Genomic DNA, 18,756 nt, shown 5'->3' on the forward strand with positions numbered 1-18,756 from the left:
CGATCGCGTCAAGCGGTCGGAGAGCGGGATGATCGTCAACCCGATCACCCTCTCCCCCACCAACCGCATCTACGAAGCGCTCGAGCTGATGAAGAAGTACCGCATCTCGGGCGTGCCGATCACGCAGGACGGCAGCAAGGAAGGCCGGCTGGTGGGGATTCTCACCAACCGCGATCTGCGGTTCGAGAGCAACGTCGATCGGCCGATCTCGGACATCATGACGCGCGATCCGCTGTTCACCGTGCCGGTGGGCACGACGCTCGACGCGGCGCGCGACATCCTGCACCGCCACAAGGTCGAGAAGCTGCTCGTCGTCGACGACCAGTACCGGCTGAAGGGCCTGATCACCGTCAAGGACATCCAGAAGGCGATCAAGTACCCCAACGCCTGCAAGGACTCACTCGGCCGGCTCCGCGTCGGCGCCGCCATCGGCACCGGCAAGGACGCGATGACGCGCGCCGAGGCGCTCGTCGCCGCGAACGTCGACGTGCTGGTGATCGACACCGCGCACGGCCACTCGCAGGGCGTGCTCGACATGGTGCGGCGCGTCCGGCGCCAGTTCCCGAAGGTCGATCTGATCGCCGGCAACGTCGCCACCGCCGAGGCCACCGAAGCGCTGATCGATCTCGGCGTCGATGCGGTCAAGGTCGGCATCGGCGCCGGCTCGATCTGCACCACCCGCGTCGTCGCCGGCATCGGCGTGCCGATGATCACCGCGATCGCCCAGTGCGCGCGCGCCGCGGCGCCGCACGGCGTGCCGATCGTCGCCGATGGCGGCATCCGCTACTCCGGCGACATCACCAAGGCGCTGGCGGTCGGCGCCGGCGCGGTGATGATCGGCAGCCTGTTCGCGGGCACCGACGAAAGCCCCGGCGAGCTGATCCTGTTCCAGGGGCGCAGTTTCAAGGAGTACCGCGGCATGGGATCGCTCGGCGCGATGCGCCGCGGCAGCCGCGATCGCTACTTCCAGGACGAATTCGATCTCGACGCCAATCCCGACGCCGGCGAGAAGCTGGTGCCGGAGGGAATCGAGGGACGGGTGGCCCACAAGGGATCGGTCGCCGCGATGATCCATCAATTGATGGGCGGCCTGCGCGCCGGGATGGGCTACACCGGCTGCAGGAACGTCGCGACGCTGCAGCGCGAAGCCAGGATGATCCGCGTCAGCCCCGCCGGCCTGCGCGAGGGGCACGTGCACGACGTGATCATCACCAAGGAAGCGCCGAACTACCGCGTCGAGTAGGGCGCCGGGGCCAGCGAGCGCGCGACCGGGCGATCGCGCGAATCCCGATCGCCGGCCGCCGCTTCCGGCGCGCCGCCGCGAAAGAGGATCACCGGGTCTTCCCCGCTGGGGCCCCGCGTCTTGATGCGGCGCCTCGCAATCACGATCGCCGCCGCCAGTGCGACTCCGCCGGCGATTCCGGCCGCCATCATCCAGCCGATCGCGGGGAAGAACACGGAGACGACCCCCGCCATCGCGACCAGGCCCAGGCCCCCGATGCCCGCGACCGGAATCGCGCTGATGTTGATCGAGACCTGACGTTCATCCTGTCTCATAGCGCCTCCAGCCCCCTGAGCATACGCCCGTCCCTCGCGGTTAACAAATCCGCCGGGGCGTCGTCTTACTCGGGCATGAAGACGACATGCCTCGGGCTCGTCACCGCGTTCGTCACCACCGCCTCCCTCTCGGCGCAGGACCCGCAGTGGCTGCGGCAGTGGGAGACCGCACAGAAACAGAAGCCCGCGCGCATCGCCAGCGTCGCGCGCATCGCGCCGGCATCGGAGCCGGGTATCCCGTTCGTCGTCCGCGCCGTGGTCCTCGACTCCGCCGGCAAGCCGCTGCCCGGCGTCGAGGTCTTCGCCTATCAGACCGATCAGCACGGCATCTACGCGGCGCCGGGGGCCGAGGATCCGTGGCGGCTGAAAGGCTGGGCGGTCACCGACGCGCAGGGGCGATTCGAGTTCCGCACCATCCGCCCCGCGGCCTATCCGAGCCGTGACATTCCCGGCCACATTCACCTGAGCTTCGCGACGACGTGCTGCGGGCGGCAGATCAGCGAGGTGATGTTCGACGACGATCCGCTGGCGACACGAGAGTACCGGCAGCGGCAGGCGGCGGACGTGATGTTCGGAAAGGTGACGAGGCGCGCGGATGGATCGCAGGAGACGAGCTACACCTTCAGACTGAAGGCGCGCGGAGACTTCTGACGGCCGGGCGGAGCCGATGAGCGACGGGCTCGGGCGCCCGTCGTTCATCGTCATTCGAACGACCAGCTAGTTGCAGCTGGACGCGATCTGGCGGACCGACGTCACACGCAGCTGCGGCTGATCGTGCGACATGCCGGACATCGACGCGCCGGTGCCCGACGCCGTCGCGCCCGTCCCGGCCGCGGTGCTGCCGGTGCCGGTTGCCGTGCTGCCGGTGCCCGTGGCGCCAGCGCCGCTGCCCGAGCTGCGGGCCGCGTTCTCATCGAGGACGCCGCGGATCTCGACCTTCGAGTTCACGTAGCCCTGCAGTTCGGTCGGCTGCCCGCCGACGAGGCTGTAGGTCTTGCCCGCCTCGCTGGCGGCGCCGGTCGCCGCAGGCGCCGTGCCGCTGGTCCCCGTCGTCGCGCCTGTGCCCGTTGCCGCGCCCGTCGTTGCCGTGCCCGTCGTTGCCGTGCCCGTGGCGCCCGCCGTGCTGCCCGAGCCGCTGCTCAGCGAGGCGTCGGTCAGGATGAAGGCGCCGCGCGCCGCCGACGATGCGGTCGAGCCGGTCGTGCCTGCCGTGCCCGTGGTTGCCGTTCCGGCGGTGCCGGTGGCCATCGACGAGCCGCTCTTCAGGCAGCCGGTCACGACGACCGTCTTGCCTTCACGATCGCTCTGCGACGTGGTGGGGCGATCCTGCGCCCCGACGCTCACCGCCGCGGCGAGAGTACAGGCCGTCATCGTTCCGAAAAGGTGGGTTCTTTTCATCAGTGTGATCTCCTGGCGCGATCCCTTCGCAAGAATGCCGCCGAGGAAACATCGGGCGGCGATCGCGCGGCAGGGCCGCGTCTTTGCCGGTTGAGCTGCGACGCGCGGAAGATTCGCGCGTAGCGCGGCCCTACGCGCTGGAAAAATCTTCGCGGTGCATTGGCGCGGGAGGAGCAGCGGCTCGACCGCAGCGTCGCGCGCCGCCACTCATCATTACCGGAGGGGCGCTCGCTGCCCCGGATCAGCCCTTCACGTGGATCCGCCGGCGGTCTTCCCCGGCGTCCTCGATCCTGACTTCCGTCACGTCGTCGGGCCGGCCGCGCCAGCGTTCCGCCCACTCGATCGCGACCACGCCGTCGCCGGCCACCAGATCCTCGAGGCCGAGATCGTCGATCTCGGCCGGCTCGAGGCGATACAGATCGACGTGAAACAGCGTCAGCGACGGACCGGCATATTCCTGTACGAGAGTGAATGTCGGGCTCGATACCTCGTCGGCGCTGGCGCCGATGCCGCGGGCGAGCCCGCGGACGAACGCGGTCTTGCCGGCGCCGAGGTCGCCGTAGAGCAGGACGACATCGCCGGCCGCGAGCGTCTGTCCGAGCGCTTCGCCGACTGCGGCAGTCTCGGACTCGCTGCCGGTGGTGAAGACGCGCGAGGCCGGGCCTCCTGGTGGAGCGCTCACTGCGCTTCGCGCCGCACCTTGCGGCGCGCGGTCAGCTCGAGGACGGCGTCGCCGAGCCGATCCGCGATATCCGTCGGCAGCAGCGCGACGTCACCTTCGTCCGCCTCGGCGAGATCGCCGGCGGTGCCGTGAAGGTACACGGCGAGCTTGCAGGCCCCTTCCGCGTCGAGCAGCTGTGCGAACCAGGCGCCGATCATGCCGGTGAGCAGGTCGCCGGTGCCGCCGGTCGCCATCCCGGCGTTCCCCGTGAGATTCACGAACGAGCGCCCTTCGGGTCCGGCGATCACCGTCCGGTGTCCCTTCAGCACGACGTGCAGGCGCCGGGCCGCGGCGAACTCACGCGCGTGCGCCAGCCGATCGCTCTGAACCTGCTCGATGCTGACGCCGAGCAGGCGCGCCATCTCGCCGGGATGCGGCGTGACGATCATGTCCACGCCGTCGCGCCCCGTGAGCCGCTCGGGATCTCCGGCGAAGGCGTTCAAGCCGTCGGCGTCGATCACCAGCGGAACGCCGGAACGCTCGACGACCGCCTGCACGAAGGCCGCGGTGGACGGATCCTGTCCGAGCCCCGGACCGATGCAGATGATGTCCGCCTTGATGTCGAGCACGCGCTCCACCGCCGTGAAGTCGATCGCGCCGGCAGAGGTCTCCTCCAGCGGCTCGGTCATGTACTCCGGCATCATCATCGCGATCGTCGACACGCACGATCGCGGCGTCGCGATCGTCACCAGGCCGGCGCCGGAGCGCAGCGCGCCGAGCGCGGCGAGATGGGCCGCGCCGGTCCGTCCCACCGACCCGGCGATCACCAGGACGCGGCCGAAGTCCCCCTTGTGCGAGTCGGCCGCGCGAGCCGGGACCAGCTCGCGCATGCGCTCGCGGGTCAGGATCTCGAGCCACGGGCCGTCCAGTTCCTCGATCACCGCCGCCGGAATGCCGATGTCGGCAATCACCAGATCGCCGCCGTACGCGTCGGCCGGCGGCAGGATCAGCGGCAGCTTCGGCGCCGCGAGCGTCACGGTCATCGAGGCCTCGATCGCCTCGCCGTCGATCTCGTGCGAGTCCGCCGAGACCCCGGTGGGCAGATCGATCGCCACGGTCGGCACACCGAGCCCGTTGACGTCCGCGACCACGGTCTCGAGCAGGCCGGTCAGCGGCCCGTGGAACCCGGTTCCGACAATGGCGTCGACGATGAGATCGCATTCGGAGATCTCGGTGAAGTGGAGCTCCCACTCCTGCGCGGTGCTGATCTCGACCACGGTGACGCCGACGCGCCCGAGGATCTCGAGGTTGGTGCGCGCGTCGCCGCGCACCTCGCTGACGCTGCCGAGCAGATACACCACCGCCTCGATGCCGCGCTGCGCCAGCGTCCGCGCCACCACGAAGCCGTCCCCGCCGTTGCTGCCGCGGCCGCACAGCACGCCGACCTTGCTCGACGCCAGATCGTCGAACGCCGCTTCCATCGCCGCCACCGCCTGGCGTCCGGCGTTCTCCATCAGCACGATCGACGGCAGCCCCACGTCGTCGATGGTCTGCCGATCGGCGTCGCGCATCTGCTGCGTGTTCAGAACTCGCATCGGATCGTAGGCAGTATAATCCGTCGATCATGCGCGGAGCGGTTTACGTCAACGGAAGAATCACCCCCGCCGCTCAGGCGGTGGTGCCGGTCTACGATCACGGATTCGTCTACGGCGAAGGCGTGTACGAGGTGCTCCGCACCTACAACCGCATCCCCTTCCTCTACGATCGCCACATGCGCCGGCTGCGGCAGTCCGCCGAGCGGCTGATGCTCGACCTCCCGTTCGACGACGCGACGCTGCTGCAGTGGATCGAGCAGACGATGGCCGCCGCCGGCGAGCTGACGGAGGCCTACATCCGCGTGCTGGTCACGCGCGGGGTCGGAGAACTGACCTACGACCTGTCCGCGACGCCGACGCCGACCGTGGTCGTCATCGCCAAGCCGTTCGAGCCGCTGCCCGCGGAGCACTATCAGAACGGCATGCGCCTGGCGCTGGTCGACACGCTCCGCAACCATCCGCGGTCGGTGAACCCGCTGATCAAGGCGAACAACCTGCTGAACAACGCCCTGGCGATCCGCGCCGCGCAGCGCGTCGGCGGCGAAGAAGCGCTGATGTGCAACTACCGCGGCGAGATCACCGAGTGCGCGATGTCGAACTTCTTCCTCGTGCGCGGCGGCGCCGTGCTCACGCCCCCGTCGGACGCCGGAATGCTCGAAGGGGTCACCCGCGCGTTCATCTTCGAGCTCGCCCGCGAACTCGGCGTCGAGGTCCGCGAAGAGACGCTGCTGCCGATCGATCTGGAAAGCGCCGACGAGATGTTCATCACCTCGACGACGCGCGGCGTCTCGCCGGTGGTGAACGTGGACGGCCGTCCGGTCGGATCGGGGAAACCGGGCCCGATCACCAGCCGGCTGATCGAGCGCTACGAGCGCCGCGCCCGGGAGATGAGCTTCGGCGAGCAGGAGCCGGTGAAGTCTCCCGCCTGACAGGAGAATCCGTCAGGCGGACGCCTCCCAGTCCTCCATCGGCGGGCACGCACAAATCAGATTGCGATCGCCGTACGGGTTGTCGATGCGCGACACCGACGGCCACACCTTGTTGGCGCGCACCCACGGCAGCGGATACGCCGCCTGCTCGCGCGGATAGGGGTGCGTCCAGCTGTCCGCCGTGACGGCGTCGGCGGTGTGCGGCGCGTTCTTCAGCACGTTGTCCTTCGCGTCGGCCTGACCGTCGAGGACCGCCTGGATCTCCTTGCGGATGGCGATCAGCGCGTCGCAGAACCGATCCAGCTCCGCCTTCGGCTCGCTCTCCGTCGGCTCGATCATCATCGTCCCGGGGACCGGGAACGAGACGGTCGGCGCGTGGAACCCGTAGTCCATCAGCCGCTTGGCCACGTCCTGCTCGTCGACCGATCGCGCCGCGGCATGCTTGAACGGACGCAGGTCGAAGATCATCTCGTGCGCCACGCGGCCGCTGTGGTTCGCGTAGAGCACGTCGTAGTGCGCCTCGAGCCGCGCCTTGATGTAGTTGGCGTTGAGGATGGCGATGCGGGTCGCCTCCGTCATTCCCTCGGCGCCGAGCATGCGCACGTAGCCGTACGAGATCAGCAGGATGCTGGCGCTGCCCCAGGGGGCCGCGGAGACGGCGGGAATCGCCTTGGCGCCGCCGACCGGGACCACGGGGTGGCCGGGCAGGTACGGCACGAGGTGCTTCGCCACGCCGATCGGCCCCATGCCGGGGCCGCCGCCGCCGTGTGGAATCGCGAAGGTCTTGTGCAGGTTCAGGTGGCACACGTCCGCGCCGATCGACGCCGGACTGGTGAGCCCCACCTGCGCGTTCATGTTCGCGCCGTCCATGTAGACCTGTCCGCCGAACTCGTGGACGATCGCGCACATCTCGCGGATCCGCTCCTCGAAGATGCCGTAGGTGGACGGGTAGGTCACCATGAGGGCGGCGAGCGCGTCCTTGTGCTGCTGGGCTTTCGCACGCAGGTCGTCGACTTCGATGTAGCCGCGGCTGTCGCACGCGACCACGACGACGCGCAGACCAGCCATCGAGGCGCTCGCCGGATTGGTGCCGTGCGCCGACGCCGGGATCAGCACCACGTCGCGGCGCCCCTCGCCGCGGTCGCGGTGATAGGCGCGGATGGTCATCAGCCCGGCAAACTCCCCTTGCGCGCCGGAGTTGGGTTGGAGCGACATCCCCGCGAAGCCGGTGATCTCGCAGAGCGCCGCCTCCAGATCGCGGAACACCTCGGCATAGCCGCGCGCCTGGTCCGCCGGCGCGAACGGGTGCATCCGGCTGAACTCCGGCCAGGTGACCGGCAGCATCTCTGCCGCCGCGTTCAGCTTCATGGTGCACGAGCCGAGGGGAATCATCGAGGTGTCGAGGCCGACGTCCTTGCGCTCCAGGCTGCGGATGTAGCGCATCATCTCGGTCTCCGAGTGATGCGTGTTGAACACCGGATGCGTCAGGTACTCGCTCTGCCGGCGCAGGTGGATCGGCGCCTTGATGGTCGGCGGCGCGCCGTCCTTGTACACCGGCGTCCCACCCGTGAACGCCTTGACGATGTCGGCGACGTCGTCGATCGTCGTCGTCTCGTCGACGGAAATGCCGATGGCGCCGTCGGCGAAGTAGCGGAAGTTCATCCCCGCCGCCACGGCGGCGCGGCTCACCGAGGCCGCATTCGCCCCTTCGACGCGCAAGGTGTCGAAGTACGCCGCGTTGGTCTGGCGCAGTCCGGCCGCGACCAGCGCGTCCTCGACCGCGCGGGCCATTCCGTGGATGCGCTCGCCGATGGCGCGCAGCCCCTTCGGGCCGTGGAACACCGCGTACATCGCCGCGATGTTCGCGAGCAGCGCCTGCGCGGTGCAGATGTTCGAGGTCGCTTTCTCGCGCCGGATGTGCTGCTCGCGCGTCTGCAGCGCCATGCGATAGGCGCGGCGTCCGCGGGCATCCACGGAGACGCCGATGATCCGTCCCGGCGCCTGCCGGACGTACGCTTCGCGCGTCGCGAAGAAGGCGGCGTGCGGGCCGCCGTAGCCGAGCGGCACGCCGAAGCGCTGTGAGTTGCCGACCACGGCGTCCGCCCCCATCTCCCCGGGCGGGACGAGCAGCGTCAGCGCCATCAAGTCGCTGGCGACGGCGACGAGCAGCCCGGCCTGATGGGCCCGCTCGATGATCGGCCGCAGGTCGCCGATCTCGCCGTGATCGTCGGGATACTGCAGCAGGATGCCGAACGCGCCGTCCATGCTCATCGTCTCGGGGTCGCCGATCCCGAGCCGGATGTCCAGCGGCTCCGCGCGCCCGCGCAGCACGTCGATGGTCTGCGGAAACGTCCGCGACGACACCAGGAACACCGAGGGCTGACCGGCCGGCGCGCTCTTCGTATTCAGACGATGGAACATCGTCATCGCCTCGGCCGCGGCGGTGCCCTCGTCGAGCAGCGACGCCGAGGCGATCTCCATGCCGGTGAGATCGCGCACCATCGTCTGGAAGTTCAGCAGCGACTCGAGCCGCCCCTGCGCGATCTCCGCCTGGTACGGCGTGTAAGGCGTATACCAGCCGGGGTTCTCGAACACGTTGCGGAGAATGACCGCGGGGGTGACGGTGTCGTAGTAGCCCATCCCGATGTACGAGCGGACCACGTGATTCTTCGCCGCGACCAGGCGCAGGCGGCGCAGGTACTCGGCTTCGGTCTCGGCGGGCGGCAGCTCGAGCCCCTTGGAGAACCGGATGCCCGAGGGAATCGTCTGCTCGATGAGCGCGTCGAGGCTGGGTACGCCGATGGTGCGCAGCATCGCGTCCTGCGCGGCGGCACTGGGGCCGATGTGGCGGTGCTGAAACGCGTCCGGGTTGGCGGCGCGCGGCGGCGCGGGGGTCTTCGTCGTCATTTCGTGAGATCGGTGTAGGCCGCGGCGTCGAGCAGACCCTCCTGGCCTCCCGTTACCTTCAGGGCAATCATCCACGAGCCGTGCGGATCCTTGTTGACCGCTTCGGGTTTCTGGACGAGCGCGGAATGGACCTCGGTGACTTCGCCGTCGACGGGACTGTACAGCTCCGACACCGCCTTGACCGACTCGATGGTGCCGAAGACCTCGCCCTTTCGCAGCGTCCGGCCGACCTGGGGCAGCTCGAGGTAGACGACGTCGCCGAGCTGCTTCTGCGCGTAATCGGTGATGCCGACGCGGGCGCTGGCGCCGTCGATCTTCACCCACTCATGATCCTTGGTGTACTTCAGGTCTGCCGGGTAGCTCATTTGGGCCTCTTGTAAAAGGGCATCGCCACGACGGCGGCCCTGGCGCGGCGTCCGCGGATGTCGATCTCGAATTCCGTTCCCGGGGCGGTGCGGTCGGCCGGCAGATATGCCATCCCGATCGCTTTCTTCAAAAACGGCGTCTGCGTGCCGCTGGTCACCACACCGGCCTTGTCCCCGCCGATGTAGATCTCGTAGCCGTGCCGCCCGATGGCGCGCTCGAGCATCTCGAACCCGACGAGCTTGCGCGGCGCCCCTTCGGCCTTCTGCCGCCTGAGCACGTCGTGGCCGAGGAACTCCTCTTTCTTCCAGCCGACAATCCAGTTCAGGTCCGCCTCGACGACCGTCGTGGTGTCGTCCATGTCGTTGCCGTAGAGTCGCATCGACGCTTCGAGACGCAGCGTATCGCGCGCACCCAGTCCCGCCGGGACGACGCCGGCGGGCCTGCCGGCCTGGAGGATCGCGTCCCAGACGCGCTCGGCCGCGCTCGGCGCCGCGAACACTTCGAAGCCGTCCTCGCCGGTGTAACCGGTGCGGGAGATGGTCACCCGCACCCCCGCCACTTCGCCGGTGCTGAACCAGTAGTACTTGATTGCCGACAGGTCGACACCGGTCAGCGACTGGAGCACGCCGGCGGCTGCCGGCCCCTGCAGCGCGACCAGGGCATACCGCGAGCTGGCGTTCACCGCGACCGCATCACCGCCCACGTCCTTGATGTGCTCCGCAATCCAGTGAAAGTCCTTGACGATATTGGAGGCGTTGACGACCAGCATGAAGTGGTCGTCGGCAATCCGGTACGTCAGGACGTCGTCTACGAAGGTGCCCTGGGGGGTGGTCAGCGCGGAATACTGGATCTGGTTGACGGCGAGCCGGGAGGCGTCGTTCGAGGTGATGTGCTGGACGGCGCGGAGCGCGTCCTTGCCGGCAATCTCGATCTCGCCCATGTGGGAGACGTCGAAGAGGCCGGCGCGGGTCCGCACCGCCATGTGCTCGTCCGCGATGCCGCTGTACTCCACCGGCATGTCCCACCCGCCGAATTCCACCATCCGTGCGCCGAGGGCGCGATGCTTCGCGTGCAGGGGGGTCTTTTTCAGCGTGCCGGGGACAGGTTGTGTCATGAGCGATCGCGGGGGCGGATAACCAATAAACGGTACTATGCCGCGGCCATGTCCGGCAAGCGGACGCCGGCCGGCACCTACCGCCGGATCGCCACCGTCCCCGGCCGCGCCCGCGGGCGGCTCCTGCGGGCGGCGATCATGTCTGGAGGGGACGCGGAGTCGCCGGCCATCCCGTTCACCGTCCAGCCGTCGCAATCCATCTCCGGCGCCAACGGCACACCGCACGCGTTCACGCTCATCCTCCTGCAGTCAGTCTCGGCCGTCGCGCGATGCGCCCGGGCCGCCGCTGTACGTCAACGGACAGTCAGCCGCACTTCCTTTCCCGAATCCGCCGCCGCAATCTGCACGAGCGTCGGGGAGACGGAGAACGCCTGCTCACGGCAGCTCAGACTGATCTCCCACCAGCCGGGCTCGGGAAACGACAGCGTGAATACCCCGCTGCTCGCCCGCACTGCGGTCACGACCTGGAGCCCCGTACGCCCCACCGGGCCGGCGGCACGGAGGCCGCACCCCGGATCGCGGTCGAGCACGATGACGAGTTCGATCGCGAGGCCGAGATCAACGTCTCCTGCATCGAACACGCCGCGGGGCGAGCGCGGCAGCGCCACACGCTTCACCGGACGTGCTCCGCCGCCAATCCGCAGCTCTCCCCCACCCCCCGGCGCCATCGTCACGGCGAAGCGCCCCGCGGCATCCGTCGTGGCGTCGCCGCCCTTCACCTCCGTGATGTCGCTCGCGCCGCTGAACGCGGCCGGGTCCGGCACGTTGATTACCGCCACGCCTTCGAGCGGACGCCCGCCGGCGAGCACGCGGCCGCGCGCGATGCCGCTGCTGCGCAAGCGGACCACCGTGTCGATGCTGCCCGGCCGCAACGGCTCGGACGCGCGGCCGTGCTGGGCGTGCCAGGCGACGATCTCGTACTCCGCATCCCCTAAGGCCGGCAGCTCGAAGCCGCCGCCCTCATCGCTGCTCGATTCGGCGGCCAGGACGCGACGCGGCGGGGACTGATCCCCTGCCGTCGGCGGAGGATCGATCAGTCGGAAAACCGTGATCAGCGCCCCGGCCGCCGGCGCGCCGCTGGCAGCGACGACGCGGCCATGGATGGAGCGTCCCTCAGTGACTGCGACCTGCACGGGAAGCGATGCAGGACCGGCGACGAGATCCTCCAGCGGCAGAAAGATCGGCGCTGTGACCGTGCTGGTGACCTCGAGCCAGGATTTCGGCGGCGGCGCATGACCGGCGATCCAGACGGCGTCCGGCGCAACGAAGGCCGCACGCGCATCGCGGACCGTGGCCGTATCGAGGCGAATGCTGCGGAGCCGCCCCGCCGGCGGCGCGACGGGATATTTGAAGCTGACGCGCAGCTTCGCCGAACGCGTCGCCGTCCCGTAGAACTGCAGGAGCCTGCCCCATCGCGCGCGCTGCAGCGCCGGTGCGGCATCCCGCTCGCTGAGCCCCCACCAGATTTCACCGCCGGCATGGATGACGACAACGCCGCTGCTCTCGGTGCGCGCCATCACGCACGCCCAGGTACGCGCCTCGGTCACCGCACATTCTGGCCCTGGTCCCCCGTGCGCCTGAGCCCGGATCCACTCGATGCCATCCACTGCACCCGTTGGCGGCAGCGGACCGCCGAGGATCCGGTATCCGCGCAACAGCTGCAGCAGCTCGAGGATGACGAGCAGGAGGATCATGCGCGCTCCACGACCCGCACAGCCTGCGCGAGTTGCTCTGCGCGCGGCCGATCGTCGCGATCGGTAATCGCTCTGCACCGGCCGCCTTCGAGCAGCAGGAAGCGCGAGCAGACCTCCACCAGATCGTGCAGCCGATGCGACGAGACGAGCAGCGCCGCACCCATGTCACGCCGCCGCTGAAGGGCGTCGGTCAGCCACGCCGCACCCGACGGATCGAGCCCCTCCCACGGCTCGTCGAGAATCAGCAGGTCGGTGTAGGTGGCGAGCGCGATCCGCAGGCCGTAGAGCTGCCGGCTGCCGCGCGACAGGGCACCGAGCCGCCGCCGCTCCTGACTGCTCACGCCAAACAGCCCCGCCCATCGTCTTCCCCGCACCTCACGCGGCAGCGTCGATTCGCCGCCGAAATAGCAGGTGCCCGCGGGAGACTCGAGGGTTCGCACGACGCCGCCGTCGGGGATCACCAGGCCGGCGGCGATCCGCAGCAGCGTGGTCTTCCCCGCGCCGTTGGCGCCGACCAGTCCGACCGCCTCGCCGGCGCGGACCTGCAGCCACGCCTGCGCGAGCACCGGGAGCGCGCCGAACCGCTTCGTCACCGCCGCCAGCTCCAGTCGCGTCTTCATGATCGATCCAGCAGATACACGTCCAACACCGCTGCGCGCCGCCACACCGCACACATCGCCGCGATCGACAACACGAGCGACCCCGCCAGCGCGCCTGGCGCGAGAGGCGGATGCTGCCCGAGAAGCAGAAACGGACACGCGGCGAGTGAGACGATGTGAAGGATGAGCGTCGAAACCGATCCGGCGCCGGTTGGCGCCGCGAGAAGCTCGGGGCGCTGCACGACCAGCCCCATGAGCAGCGCCATCCAGAGCATTCCCGCGGCGCCGCGCGGCAGCCAGAATCCCGCGGCCCACGACAGCGCCGATACGATCAGCAGCGCGGCTGCGCGAGCGCCGCCAATCGCCGAGAGCGCATCAGGCGCGCCGGCGGCTGCCCCGATGCCGGCGAGAATCGCCCATGCGATCGCCCCCGGTGCGATGGATGCCGCCCAGTGGGCCGCCGCTATCCGCGCGCGTGTTGTTCCGCCGGCCAACAGCGGATCGAAATGTCCCCGCCGCGCCCGCGCGACGAAACCCGTCGACGCCAGGAACATCTGCGTGAAGAGCACCATCCCCAACCCGCCGTCGAGCTCTTTGCGGTCCAGCACGGTGGTGGTGACGCCGATGGCGACGACCGCGGCCAGAACGAGGAGCGCATACGGCGGATGCAAAGACAGTACGAGGAAGTAGCGGAGCGGGCCGGGACGAGACCGCTTCACCACGACGCGACCTCGCTGACATCCCCCGATCCCGCGAGAAGGATCACGCGGCTCCGGTCGATCCTGAGAATCAGCCGCGCCGGCTCGGCGAGCCGCGTCTGCCCGTCTGGCATGCCGTCGGGCGCGTAACGCGCCAGGAGCCAGCCGCCAGGCACGTCCGCCGCCCCGGCGCCAGGCTCGCCGCTGCTCAGCACCCAGATGCGGCGCTCGTCGTCTATGTAGACGTCGCGAATGGGACGTCGAGGGTTCTCGGCGGTGAGCAGGACCTCTGGCGCAATGGCGTCGAGCCCGGTCAGGGCGACACGCCGCGTGCGCCCATCCGCGTCGACCAGGGCGACGGCAGCCTCGTCCGGGAACCAGCAGGCGCGCTCCACCGTACGACTGCGGCCGCACGCGACCAGATTCAATGCCGACGCCTGCGCCCGATCGATACCGGGGAACCTCCGCGCCCGCAGGTCGCTCCACGTCGTCCAATCGCCTCCCGGCGGCGCGGCGCGCAGCACCGGCTCACCCGCCGTGGAGACCGCCTTCTGATAGATCAATCGAGCGCCGGCCGCGAAGAGACCGGCGTGCGGTTCGCTCAGCTCGATGGCGCGCGATGGCCGGCCGCGGGCGTCGATGCTGACCGCGGAGAACCGGCCCCGCAGCGTCCAGAGAGAGCCGTCTGCGAGCCGGCCGAGCCCCCAGCACATCTGCCCTGAGTCGAGCCCGATCGGCGTACTCGTCGCGCGGCGTTCGTCGACGTCGACGCGCACGAGCATGTTGTCGACGAGCAGCACGATCACCCCGTCGCCTTCTTCGCGGCCCCTGATCGGCTGTTGCCCGATGACGGGACCGAAAAGCCGTGTGAGCGGCGCCGGGGACGAGGCCGGGTGGGGCGCTGCGGCGCATGCCGGAGCCACGAGCGCCAGAAACGACAACGCAATGACGAGATGCGCTTCCATGGATCGTCTCCACACGGCCGGACCACCATGGTCCGGCCGTGCATCCGAGAGTTGTCTGCGCTATGTGCCGATCAGCTTCACGCGCACGCACTCGACGTAATCGAGTTCGCAGTCGAGGCCCGCCGCCCAGCGGTACCAGAAGCTGTCGATCTTCGCGGCGGCGGTGTAGCAGTCCGCGAGCGTGGTGGTGCACCCGGCCAGGGCGGGCTGCGGTGTGGCAACCGAGCCGGCCAGCACCAGTGCGGCAAACAGAACCTTCTTCACCATGGCACTCCTTCCGATCGAGACTCTGGCGCGCACCTCTGCGGAGCACCCGCCCTGCCTGCGCCGGTCTTTTTTGCCGGAGGCGACCCGGCCCCGAGTTCCGGTGTGAACCGCAGATATGCCTGCAGCGTGTGATACGAGATGCCCAGCTCGCGGCAGGCCTGACGCTTGTTCTGCTGACAGCGCTCCAGCACCAGCCGCGCGTACCGGCTCCCCCACGCACGCATCGAGTCGTAGCGCTGAAACGAGGGAATCAGCGCAGGCACGTAGCCGTCGAGCAGCGCGGGCGGCAGATCGTCGAGCTGCAACTGATCCGAATCGGCCAGCGCCACGGCACGCTCGATCACGCGCTCCAGCTCGCGAACGTTGCCCGGCCAGCGGTACGCGAGCAGCGCGTCTGACGCGGCTTGAGACAGACGCAGACGGCGGAAGTCGCGGTGCCGCTCGAGGAAGTAGTCCGCCAGCTCCAGGATGTCTCCCGGACGCTGGCGCAACGGCGGCACGTCGATCTCGACACCGTTCAACCGGTAGAACAGATCCATCCGGAAGCGGCCGCGGGCGACCAGGTCGGACAGCCCGCTGTTGGTCGCCGCGATGATCCGCGTATCGACCTGGCGGGGCTCCGCCCCGCCCACGCGCTCGACCGACATTTCCTGGATCGCGCGCAGCAGCTTGGCCTGCGCCGACTGCGAGAGGTCGGCCACTTCGTCCAGGAACAAGGTGCCGCCGTGCGCGGCCTCGAACTTCCCCCGGCGCCCGCGGACGCCGGTCGCCGTCCGATCCTCGATCCCGAACAGCTCCGCCTCGAGCAGGGTCTCGACGATCGCGGCGCAGTTGACCGGAATGAAGGGACCGCCGCGCCGCGGCGAGAGATCGTGGATCTGGCGCGCGACCAGCTCCTTGCCGACGCCGCTCTCGCCCTGAATCAGGATGGTGAATCCGGTCGGCGCCACACGCTCGATGCGAGCGCGCACGGCACGGATGCCGGCGGACGACCCGACGATCGGCGCCGCGCCGTCGGCTCGCGATGCGGAGGTGACGACACCAAGGGTGCCGGCGCGCTGTACGCGATCGATGATCAGCACCAGCGCGGCGAGCTCGCGCGCCGATTCGATCAGTTCGCGCTCCCACTCGTCGAAGGCGCGCCCAGGCTCGAATTCGGCGTCGATCGCGCCGAGCGTGAAATCCCCCGCCGTGACGTCGATCGACAGCGTCGAGTCCGGAGGCCGTGCCATCGCGCAGCCGTCGCGCAGCTCGACCTCCCTGGCCTGCAGCAGATCGCGCAGCTCCCACTCGAATCGCTGGCGCAGGTGGCGCGCTTCGCTGCAGCCCGGCAGCGCGGCGGCCACCGCCGACAGAATCGTCCAGATTCCGCGCCGCCGCTCGGAAGACCGACACCACCCGCGCACCATGACACCTCCGTTCTGCGTGGAGGCGGCCGGCCGCTCCAAACTCGATGCCATCGATCGATTGCGAAATGTCGGAATCATTTCCTCACCTTGTCTGCTGCCGCTGCTGCCGCGCCGCGCCGGCCGGGTAGGCAGGTCCCGTGGATCGGCGGGGCGCGCGGGCAACGACTACCCTTCCCGAGTCAGAGATTCCCGCACCCAGTCGCACCGCTCCGTGAAGCACAGTGCCGCCCGATAAAGAACGCCTTCGACGGCATCGATCGCCGACACGCTGCAGCGTGAGACCATTGCCGCCACCGTTCGGCGCCCGTCGTCCCGCTCCAGGTGCACGTCGACTCGCGATCCGGGGCGAAGCTGACAGGCGGCTTCCACCAGGGCGCCGCCGGCGCTGACGTCGACGATCGCGAGGGTGTGTCCGGGCCGAACGCGGGCGCGCAGCCCGTCGGGCGCGACTCTCGCCTCACGGCGGCGTTCGTGCGGCGTCGTATGGCCGGCTCCACTCATATGGCCACCCAGCGGCTGCGGACGGCATCGAAGCGCAGGACCCGGACGCGGCCGGTGACGCCGAGCACGCGCACGGCGTACTGCGAGCGGCTGGGGCCGCGCAGATACAACGTGCCTGACGTGGCGGTGCCGTCGACGTTCACGATCAGCAGCCGCGCCGTGCCGATGCGCACACCGTCGAGCGTTCCTGCGGGCCCTCCGTCCGCATCCGGCACACCTTCATGAAGGCCGAACGACACGCCGGGGAAATGCCCGTCGATGCGCTCGGGCTCGCCGAGCACCCGATCGACGCCGCTGGCGAGTTCGGATGTCCGCACGCCGTTGCGATTCCCGTCGGCGACGACGGTGATGGTGTAGTCGGCCGCGGACGCCGCGAACCGCAGACCGTGGGCGCACCCGCGGCGGATGGCGTCGACGCGCGCCGCGGCGATCCGCTGCGCCAGATACCGTGCGGCGCTGCGCGTGTGAAAGTCGTCGAGGGCACGCAGGCTGCGCGGGACGGCGATGGCCGTCAGAGTGCCCGCGATCGCCGCCACGAACAGCAGCTCGAGGAGCGTGAAGCCGGGGTGACCGTGAAGCCGGCGTGCCATCGACGTGGGCGATTCAGTGGCGGCCGTCGCCGGATGTGTCGGGCTTCGTCGCGACCGTGAGCAGCGGCTTCAGCTTGAGGAACGCCTTCTCGCCGAACCCCTTCACGTTCATGAGGTCCTCGATCTGTTTGCAACAGAAACTTGGCGCAATCCGGATAGAGCCCTGTACCGGGTGCGCCCACCGAGTGCGCCCACCGTCAGGCGCACCAACCGCATGCGATGTGTTGCGCACCGGATGTACAGCGCGGGATTATTAGGGTGCTGAGCGTCTTTCTTGTCGGTATTCGGACGGGGTGTGGTTACTGCGAACCCGGCCACGGACGTGGCCGTGACCCTCGGGGCAAAATCAGCAGTCCGCAGGGTCGCTCATCACGTTGCCGCAAGCGTCACAGCGACGTCGCAGCGCGAGCAGGGGGGCTTCCACGGAGGCGACGGCGCTACGAGTCGCGGCGCCGTGGTGGACGAGGCCTCGTGGGGAACGAGCATCTGGCGCGATACGAGAACAACGGCGCTCTCCTGGCAGTAACTGCGAAACTCCGGGGTCGCAAAGGATCCCGTGACGTCGACACCGTGGAGTTCACATTCCATCCCTAGCGGAACGATCCATAGGCATGGGTGCGCGTGCGCAGTGCGGACTCACCATCAGCGGCACGCATCGCGCGAGCAGGTCCTCGAACGCGGCTTCGTCCAGTTCCTTTACCCGTGACGGCGTGAGACCGGTGTACACCCTTACCCGCGCGTAGAACTTGTTTTCACTCTGGTAGCCCACCGCCTGCGCCGCCGTTGCGACGCTGTCGCCGCGGTGTCGAAGCCGACGAAGCCCTTCGCGCACCCGCACGCGCGCGAGATAGTCCGATGGCGTCAGACCGAACGTTCGCGTGAACTGCTGTCCGAGTATCGTTCGACTGGCCCCGGCCGCCTGTCCCAGGGTGTCGATCGTCAGCGGTTCGGCGAATTGCGCTTCGAGGATCCGCGCAGCGCGCAGCACCGGCGGCAGCGTGTGGTGCCGATCGAACCATGCCGTGTAAACGCTCTGCCACTCATCCAGCAGCTCATCGATCGATCGCGTATTCACCCACGCGGCTTCCGATTGCGGTGGGGGCGAGGCGACGCAGATCGGACGCGGGAAGTTCGCATGAAACCGTTCGTGCACCGCGCGTGCGCTGCGCTCCGTGAAAATGGCGAGCGACTGCCGAAGATGGTCCGCCTCCACGCCGTTCGCCGGCGGAGGGAGATTTCTTTTCAGACGTTGCACCGCCGGATCGACGCGCGTCGGATCGCCGCACGACAACTCCCCGACCACGGCTTGATAGATGTTCCTGACCGAAGAAGCCCAGGCGAGACGGAGCCCATGCCGGCTATCCACTGAACCTTCCATGACGACGTCCTGTGTGTTCGTGTTCCGGCGCGAAAAACGGGCGTATGGGAATTGCGCGACTCGCGACGCGCAACGAGAATGCCGCACGTCCAGTTTACAGCGTACGCCGCTTTCGGCAGACGACGAAA

20 protein-coding genes are annotated in these 18,756 nt (G+C 69.2%); 3 read left to right on the plus strand and 17 right to left on the minus strand.

Annotation, left to right across the window (positions count from 1 at the left end):
* Window positions 1–1,243 (plus strand): IMP dehydrogenase (guaB, locus tag VFK57_21470; GenBank protein ID HET7698300.1); only part of this gene is annotated, 1,243 nt, incomplete at its 5' end.
* Here the strand turns inward: guaB and VFK57_21475 are convergent.
* Window positions 1,228–1,557 (minus strand): hypothetical protein, encoded by a 330-nt coding sequence (locus tag VFK57_21475; GenBank protein ID HET7698301.1) that lies wholly within the window; start codon window positions 1,555–1,557, stop codon window positions 1,228–1,230. The two genes, guaB and VFK57_21475, sit on opposite strands and share 16 nt — an antisense overlap.
* Before the next feature lie 75 nt (window positions 1,558–1,632).
* Here VFK57_21475 and VFK57_21480 point away from each other — a divergent pair, with 75 nt between their 5' ends.
* Window positions 1,633–2,208: a hypothetical protein gene (locus VFK57_21480; protein HET7698302.1), complete on the plus strand. Its 576-nt coding sequence runs from the start codon at window positions 1,633–1,635 to the stop codon at window positions 2,206–2,208.
* A 66-nt stretch (window positions 2,209–2,274) separates the two neighbouring features.
* Here the strand turns inward: VFK57_21480 and VFK57_21485 are convergent, their stop codons facing one another.
* The 3 genes from VFK57_21485 to VFK57_21495 form a co-directional block, all read right to left on the minus strand.
* Entirely contained in the window at window positions 2,275–2,955 is a 681-nt protein-coding gene (locus VFK57_21485) for a hypothetical protein (GenBank protein HET7698303.1), read from the minus strand.
* Between the two features lie 241 nt (window positions 2,956–3,196).
* Window positions 3,197–3,637, minus strand: a complete 441-nt coding sequence (gene tsaE / locus VFK57_21490) for a tRNA (adenosine(37)-N6)-threonylcarbamoyltransferase complex ATPase subunit type 1 TsaE (GenBank protein ID HET7698304.1) — start codon at window positions 3,635–3,637, stop codon at window positions 3,197–3,199.
* Window positions 3,634–5,211 (minus strand): NAD(P)H-hydrate dehydratase, encoded by a 1,578-nt coding sequence (locus VFK57_21495; GenBank protein ID HET7698305.1) that lies wholly within the window; start codon window positions 5,209–5,211, stop codon window positions 3,634–3,636. Before VFK57_21495 ends, tsaE begins: the two co-directional genes overlap by 4 nt.
* 29 nt (window positions 5,212–5,240) lie before the next feature.
* On the opposite strand from VFK57_21495, the gene VFK57_21500 reads away from it, so the two are divergent.
* Window positions 5,241–6,140 (plus strand): aminotransferase class IV, encoded by a 900-nt coding sequence (locus VFK57_21500; protein HET7698306.1) that lies wholly within the window; start codon window positions 5,241–5,243, stop codon window positions 6,138–6,140.
* Between the two features lie 12 nt (window positions 6,141–6,152).
* Here the strand turns inward: VFK57_21500 and gcvP are convergent, their stop codons facing one another.
* From gcvP to VFK57_21565, 13 genes are all read right to left on the minus strand, one after another.
* Window positions 6,153–9,047, minus strand: coding sequence for an aminomethyl-transferring glycine dehydrogenase (gene gcvP / locus VFK57_21505; protein HET7698307.1), 2,895 nt, complete (start codon window positions 9,045–9,047; stop codon window positions 6,153–6,155).
* Window positions 9,044–9,412 (minus strand): glycine cleavage system protein GcvH, encoded by a 369-nt coding sequence (gene gcvH, locus VFK57_21510; protein HET7698308.1) that lies wholly within the window; start codon window positions 9,410–9,412, stop codon window positions 9,044–9,046. The genes gcvP and gcvH overlap by 4 nt, the downstream gene beginning before the upstream one ends.
* Window positions 9,409–10,527, minus strand: a complete 1,119-nt coding sequence (gcvT, locus tag VFK57_21515; protein ID HET7698309.1) for a glycine cleavage system aminomethyltransferase GcvT — start codon at window positions 10,525–10,527, stop codon at window positions 9,409–9,411. Before gcvT ends, gcvH begins: the two co-directional genes overlap by 4 nt.
* 77 nt (window positions 10,528–10,604) lie before the next feature.
* Entirely contained in the window at window positions 10,605–10,760 is a 156-nt protein-coding gene (locus VFK57_21520; protein HET7698310.1) for a hypothetical protein, read from the minus strand.
* Window positions 10,761–10,820: 60 nt separating this feature from the next.
* Entirely contained in the window at window positions 10,821–12,221 is a 1,401-nt protein-coding gene (locus tag VFK57_21525; GenBank protein HET7698311.1) for a hypothetical protein, read from the minus strand.
* The gene (locus tag VFK57_21530; protein HET7698312.1) at window positions 12,218–12,841 is read right to left on the minus strand and encodes an ATP-binding cassette domain-containing protein; all 624 of its coding nucleotides are present in this window, start codon (window positions 12,839–12,841) and stop codon (window positions 12,218–12,220) included. The genes VFK57_21525 and VFK57_21530 overlap by 4 nt, the downstream gene beginning before the upstream one ends.
* The gene (locus VFK57_21535; protein HET7698313.1) at window positions 12,838–13,542 is read right to left on the minus strand and encodes a hypothetical protein; all 705 of its coding nucleotides are present in this window, start codon (window positions 13,540–13,542) and stop codon (window positions 12,838–12,840) included. The genes VFK57_21530 and VFK57_21535 overlap by 4 nt, the downstream gene beginning before the upstream one ends.
* Entirely contained in the window at window positions 13,536–14,483 is a 948-nt protein-coding gene (locus VFK57_21540; GenBank protein HET7698314.1) for a hypothetical protein, read from the minus strand. The genes VFK57_21535 and VFK57_21540 overlap by 7 nt, the downstream gene beginning before the upstream one ends.
* 60 nt (window positions 14,484–14,543) lie before the next feature.
* A complete protein-coding gene (locus VFK57_21545; protein HET7698315.1) occupies window positions 14,544–14,747 on the minus strand; it encodes a hypothetical protein in 204 nt (67 codons plus the stop codon).
* On the minus strand, window positions 14,744–16,210 hold the full coding sequence (locus VFK57_21550) for a sigma 54-interacting transcriptional regulator (GenBank protein ID HET7698316.1): 1,467 nt from the start codon (window positions 16,208–16,210) through the stop codon (window positions 14,744–14,746). Before VFK57_21550 ends, VFK57_21545 begins: the two co-directional genes overlap by 4 nt.
* Before the next feature lie 114 nt (window positions 16,211–16,324).
* Window positions 16,325–16,660: a PilZ domain-containing protein gene (locus tag VFK57_21555; GenBank protein ID HET7698317.1), complete on the minus strand. Its 336-nt coding sequence runs from the start codon at window positions 16,658–16,660 to the stop codon at window positions 16,325–16,327.
* A complete protein-coding gene (locus VFK57_21560) occupies window positions 16,657–17,250 on the minus strand; it encodes a prepilin-type N-terminal cleavage/methylation domain-containing protein (protein HET7698318.1) in 594 nt (197 codons plus the stop codon). Before VFK57_21560 ends, VFK57_21555 begins: the two co-directional genes overlap by 4 nt.
* Window positions 17,251–17,827: 577 nt before the next feature.
* Complete coding sequence (locus tag VFK57_21565) at window positions 17,828–18,616, minus strand: AraC family transcriptional regulator (GenBank protein ID HET7698319.1); 789 nt, start codon at window positions 18,614–18,616, stop codon at window positions 17,828–17,830.
* Between the last annotated feature and the right edge of the window lie 140 nt (window positions 18,617–18,756).

It is taken from the genome of Vicinamibacterales bacterium, from assembly GCA_035699745.1.
Classification (GTDB): Bacteria; Acidobacteriota; Vicinamibacteria; order Vicinamibacterales; family 2-12-FULL-66-21; genus JAICSD01.

Coding starts and splice junctions, on each gene's coding strand:
- VFK57_21475 (HET7698301.1), bottom strand. CDS start 1,557: ATGAGACAGGATGAACGTCAGGTCTCGATCAACATCAGCGCGATTCCG.
- VFK57_21480 (HET7698302.1), top strand. CDS start 1,633: ATGAAGACGACATGCCTCGGGCTCGTCACCGCGTTCGTCACCACCGCC.
- VFK57_21485 (HET7698303.1), bottom strand. CDS start 2,955: ATGAAAAGAACCCACCTTTTCGGAACGATGACGGCCTGTACTCTCGCC.
- VFK57_21495 (HET7698305.1), bottom strand. CDS start 5,211: ATGCGAGTTCTGAACACGCAGCAGATGCGCGACGCCGATCGGCAGACC.
- VFK57_21500 (HET7698306.1), top strand. CDS start 5,241: ATGCGCGGAGCGGTTTACGTCAACGGAAGAATCACCCCCGCCGCTCAG.
- gcvP (HET7698307.1), bottom strand. CDS start 9,047: ATGACGACGAAGACCCCCGCGCCGCCGCGCGCCGCCAACCCGGACGCG.
- gcvH (HET7698308.1), bottom strand. CDS start 9,412: ATGAGCTACCCGGCAGACCTGAAGTACACCAAGGATCATGAGTGGGTG.
- gcvT (HET7698309.1), bottom strand. CDS start 10,527: ATGACACAACCTGTCCCCGGCACGCTGAAAAAGACCCCCCTGCACGCG.
- VFK57_21525 (HET7698311.1), bottom strand. CDS start 12,221: ATGATCCTCCTGCTCGTCATCCTCGAGCTGCTGCAGCTGTTGCGCGGA.
- VFK57_21530 (HET7698312.1), bottom strand. CDS start 12,841: ATGAAGACGCGACTGGAGCTGGCGGCGGTGACGAAGCGGTTCGGCGCG.
- VFK57_21540 (HET7698314.1), bottom strand. CDS start 14,483: ATGGAAGCGCATCTCGTCATTGCGTTGTCGTTTCTGGCGCTCGTGGCT.
- VFK57_21550 (HET7698316.1), bottom strand. CDS start 16,210: ATGGCATCGAGTTTGGAGCGGCCGGCCGCCTCCACGCAGAACGGAGGT.
- VFK57_21555 (HET7698317.1), bottom strand. CDS start 16,660: ATGAGTGGAGCCGGCCATACGACGCCGCACGAACGCCGCCGTGAGGCG.
- VFK57_21560 (HET7698318.1), bottom strand. CDS start 17,250: ATGGCACGCCGGCTTCACGGTCACCCCGGCTTCACGCTCCTCGAGCTG.